4 protein-coding genes and 1 pseudogene are annotated in these 2,632 nt (G+C 68.1%); 2 read left to right on the forward strand and 3 right to left on the reverse strand.

Annotation, left to right across the window (positions count from 1 at the left end):
* Both DJ81_RS18545 and DJ81_RS18550 read left to right on the forward strand, forming a co-directional pair.
* A pseudogene (locus DJ81_RS18545) lies at positions 1-245 on the forward strand (IS6 family transposase); the annotation flags it as partial.
* Between the two features lie 89 nt (positions 246-334).
* A complete protein-coding gene (locus tag DJ81_RS18550; RefSeq protein WP_094591066.1) occupies positions 335-1,330 on the forward strand; it encodes a sensor histidine kinase KdpD in 996 nt (331 codons plus the stop codon).
* On the opposite strand, the gene DJ81_RS19855 is transcribed toward DJ81_RS18550, so the two are convergent.
* From DJ81_RS19855 to DJ81_RS18560, 3 genes are all read right to left on the reverse strand, one after another.
* Positions 1,314-1,448: a hypothetical protein gene (locus DJ81_RS19855; RefSeq protein WP_254921679.1), complete on the reverse strand. Its 135-nt coding sequence runs from the start codon at positions 1,446-1,448 to the stop codon at positions 1,314-1,316. The genes DJ81_RS18550 and DJ81_RS19855 overlap by 17 nt on opposite strands.
* Before the next feature lie 108 nt (positions 1,449-1,556).
* The gene (locus DJ81_RS18555) at positions 1,557-1,856 is read right to left on the reverse strand and encodes a DUF5808 domain-containing protein (RefSeq protein WP_094524101.1); all 300 of its coding nucleotides are present in this window, start codon (positions 1,854-1,856) and stop codon (positions 1,557-1,559) included.
* Between the two features lie 89 nt (positions 1,857-1,945).
* Positions 1,946-2,632: KEOPS complex kinase/ATPase Bud32 (locus DJ81_RS18560; protein ID WP_094591068.1), on the reverse strand; the 687-nt coding region annotated here is incomplete at its 5' end.

The raw sequence follows: 2,632 nt of genomic DNA on the forward strand, positions 1-2,632 counted from the left end.
AGAAACATCAGGTCGACGACGCAATCTTTCTCGTCGATGGTGCTCCGTGGTTACAGGCGGCCTGTCATCGTCACGGGCTCCGATTCCAACACGTTACACATGGGAATCGGAATGCCGTCGAACGTGTCTTTCGTGAAGTAAAACGACGAACAAACCAGTTCTCAAATACGTTCAGCCATGTCAAGCCGAATACCGCTGAAAATTGGCTTCAAGCGTTTGCCTTCGCATGGAATCAGCTTATCTAAACACTACCGTGGTGACCGCGATCAGATTTAAGACGGGCCGCTCTGTCGTTACTTACGACTGAGTTCGTCTGAGGTTTATGAACACCGATATGGAATTTTTCCCCGGCCGGATCTACGACCGATCGCCGCGCGCGCTCGCCGTCGGGTTTCTCTGTGCGGGACCGCTGCTCGTCCTCGTGGTCGACGTGGCGGTCGCCGTCGCCGCCGGAGACGCGGCCGCGTGGACGCCCGGCCGTCTCGTGAGCGGATGGGCGGTCGTCGGCGTCTCCTCGCTGTTCCTCTACGGCGCGTTGACCTACTACCGCCGCCGCGCCGAGGCGGCCCGGCGGGAGCTGGAGACCTCGAACCAACAGCTCCAGGTCTTGAGTCGAGTGTTCCGCCACAACATCCGAAACGACCTCAACGTCATCCGCGGCTACGCGGACCTGCTCGCGGACCGCGTCGAGGACGAGCGGAGCCGGGACTGTCTGGAGACGATTCGGACGACGACCGACGACGTCGTCGAGATAAGCGAGAAGCTGCGCGTCATCGAGGAGGCGTCGCCCGACCCGCCCGACGGGCGGATCGATCTGGTCGAAACCGTCCGGGACGCGGCGGCGGCGGTCGACGGGCCCGACGTGACGATCACGATCGAATCGCCCGCCGAGGCGTGGATCCGTGCGGATCGATCGGTCGAGTATCCCGTCCGCGAGGTGTTCGAGAACGCGGTCACGCACAACGACGGCTCGACGCGTCGGGTCGACGCGCGGGTCGAGAAGGACGGAACGACCACCGCTCTCGAGGTCAAGGACAACGGCCCGGGGATCCCCGACGACGAGCAGGCGGTGTTGCGCGCGGAACAGGAGACGCCGCTCTCGCACGCGAGCAGCATCGGCCTCTGGCTCGTCAAGTGGATGTGCGAGACGCAGGGCGGGACCGTCGGGTTCGAGACGACCGACGACGGGACGACGGTTCGACTCCGCTTCGAGTCCGCGGCGGTCGCGGACCGAACGGGGACGGAGCGATCGACGGGACCGGGAAAAACCGGGGGACCGGACGGGGGCGGCGAGTCCCGGCGAGACGATCCGGTCAGTCGAGTTCGGTGATCGTCACAGCGTACACGGCCCCGCAGTTCCCGCACTCGACGTGGACGCCGCGGCTCGTCTCTCCGCGGGTGAACTCGGAGATCTCCTCCGAGCACGAGCACTCGAACTGAACTCTCATTGTTCCGTTTACGTTGTTCCAGTATTTAAAACAGAGCGTCCCGAAATCGATCGTGAGAACTGGTTGCGGGACTCGGTCGTCGCCGCGAGGACCGCGACGGCGGCGCGCTCAGTCGTCGTCGACGATCACTTCGACGGGGCCGTCGTCGGCCTCTCCGTCGAGGCCGCCGTCGCCGTCGCCGCCGGCCGCGGCGGACTGGGTCTGTTGGTAGTAGAGCCCGCCGGCGACCGCGAGGACGACCCACGACCGCCAGTTAGCGAGGTTCAGCGTGTAGCCGATGCCGAACGGCTTCTCCACCAGCATCCCCTTGCCAGGTTGCCAGTACGACGACAGCAGCCGGCCGAGGCTCGGCCGCTCGAAGTTGTACGGGATTCCGAGTATCTCTCCCGAGGACGGTTTGTCTGCCATACCGGCACATCGCTCGCCGGGGATATAAATCGTGGCGGGACCGGCTCCTCGGTCACGGGCTCGCCGCCGCAGGGGGCCGGCGGACCCGGCTACCGGTACCGCCCGCGCCCCTCCACCGTCCGCAGTCGGTCGAGGACGTCCCCGTCGCCGGCTTCAGCGTAGCCGGCCTCGAACGCCTCGATCAGGGGGTTCGGCTCCGTCGCCGTCGCGCGGACGGACCCCTCGAACACGTGGAGGTCCATCGCGTGGTCCTCGACGTGGCTGGTGTGGTACGCGAGCCCGAAGTCGATGAGGGTCGCCCGCGCGTCGCGCTCCCCTCGGCGTTCGATCCGGACGTTCCGCGTCGTGGGGTCCCCGTGCACGATTCCCGCCCCGTGGAGCCGCGCGAGGTGACGGCCGACGGCGGTCGTCCACCGCTCGTCGAGGTCGGCGGCGAGGTCGCGGTCGCCGACGTGCTGGAGGGTCAGCGTCGCCGCCGGTACGTCGACGTCGTACACCAGCGGGGTCGGCACGCCGGCCCGCCGCGCCTCGCTCGTCAGGCGCGCCTCGGCGACGGTCCGCTCCCGTCTGATCGCGCGGTCCAACTGGGGGTGTCGGTACCGCTTCGGTACCCGGCGCTTGATCACGCGGCGCGTCTCGCCCGTCGCGGCGTCCTCGCCCGCTCCGGCCGCCGCGATCTCCACGGTCGCCTCCGCGCCCCGCCGCCCGGCGCCGCCGTCGCTCTCCCACCCCCCGCCCTCCCGCCCCCCCTCTCCCCGCCCGCGGGCGACCGACGC

Origin of the sequence: Halorubrum sp. Hd13, assembly GCF_002252755.1 — an archaeon.
In the GTDB taxonomy this organism is placed as follows: domain Archaea; phylum Halobacteriota; class Halobacteria; order Halobacteriales; family Haloferacaceae; genus Halorubrum.

Coding starts and splice junctions, on each gene's coding strand:
- DJ81_RS18555 (WP_094524101.1), bottom strand. CDS start 1,856: ATGGCAGACAAACCGTCCTCGGGAGAGATACTCGGAATCCCGTACAAC.
- DJ81_RS19855 (WP_254921679.1), bottom strand. CDS start 1,448: ATGAGAGTTCAGTTCGAGTGCTCGTGCTCGGAGGAGATCTCCGAGTTC.
- DJ81_RS18550 (WP_094591066.1), top strand. CDS start 335: ATGGAATTTTTCCCCGGCCGGATCTACGACCGATCGCCGCGCGCGCTC.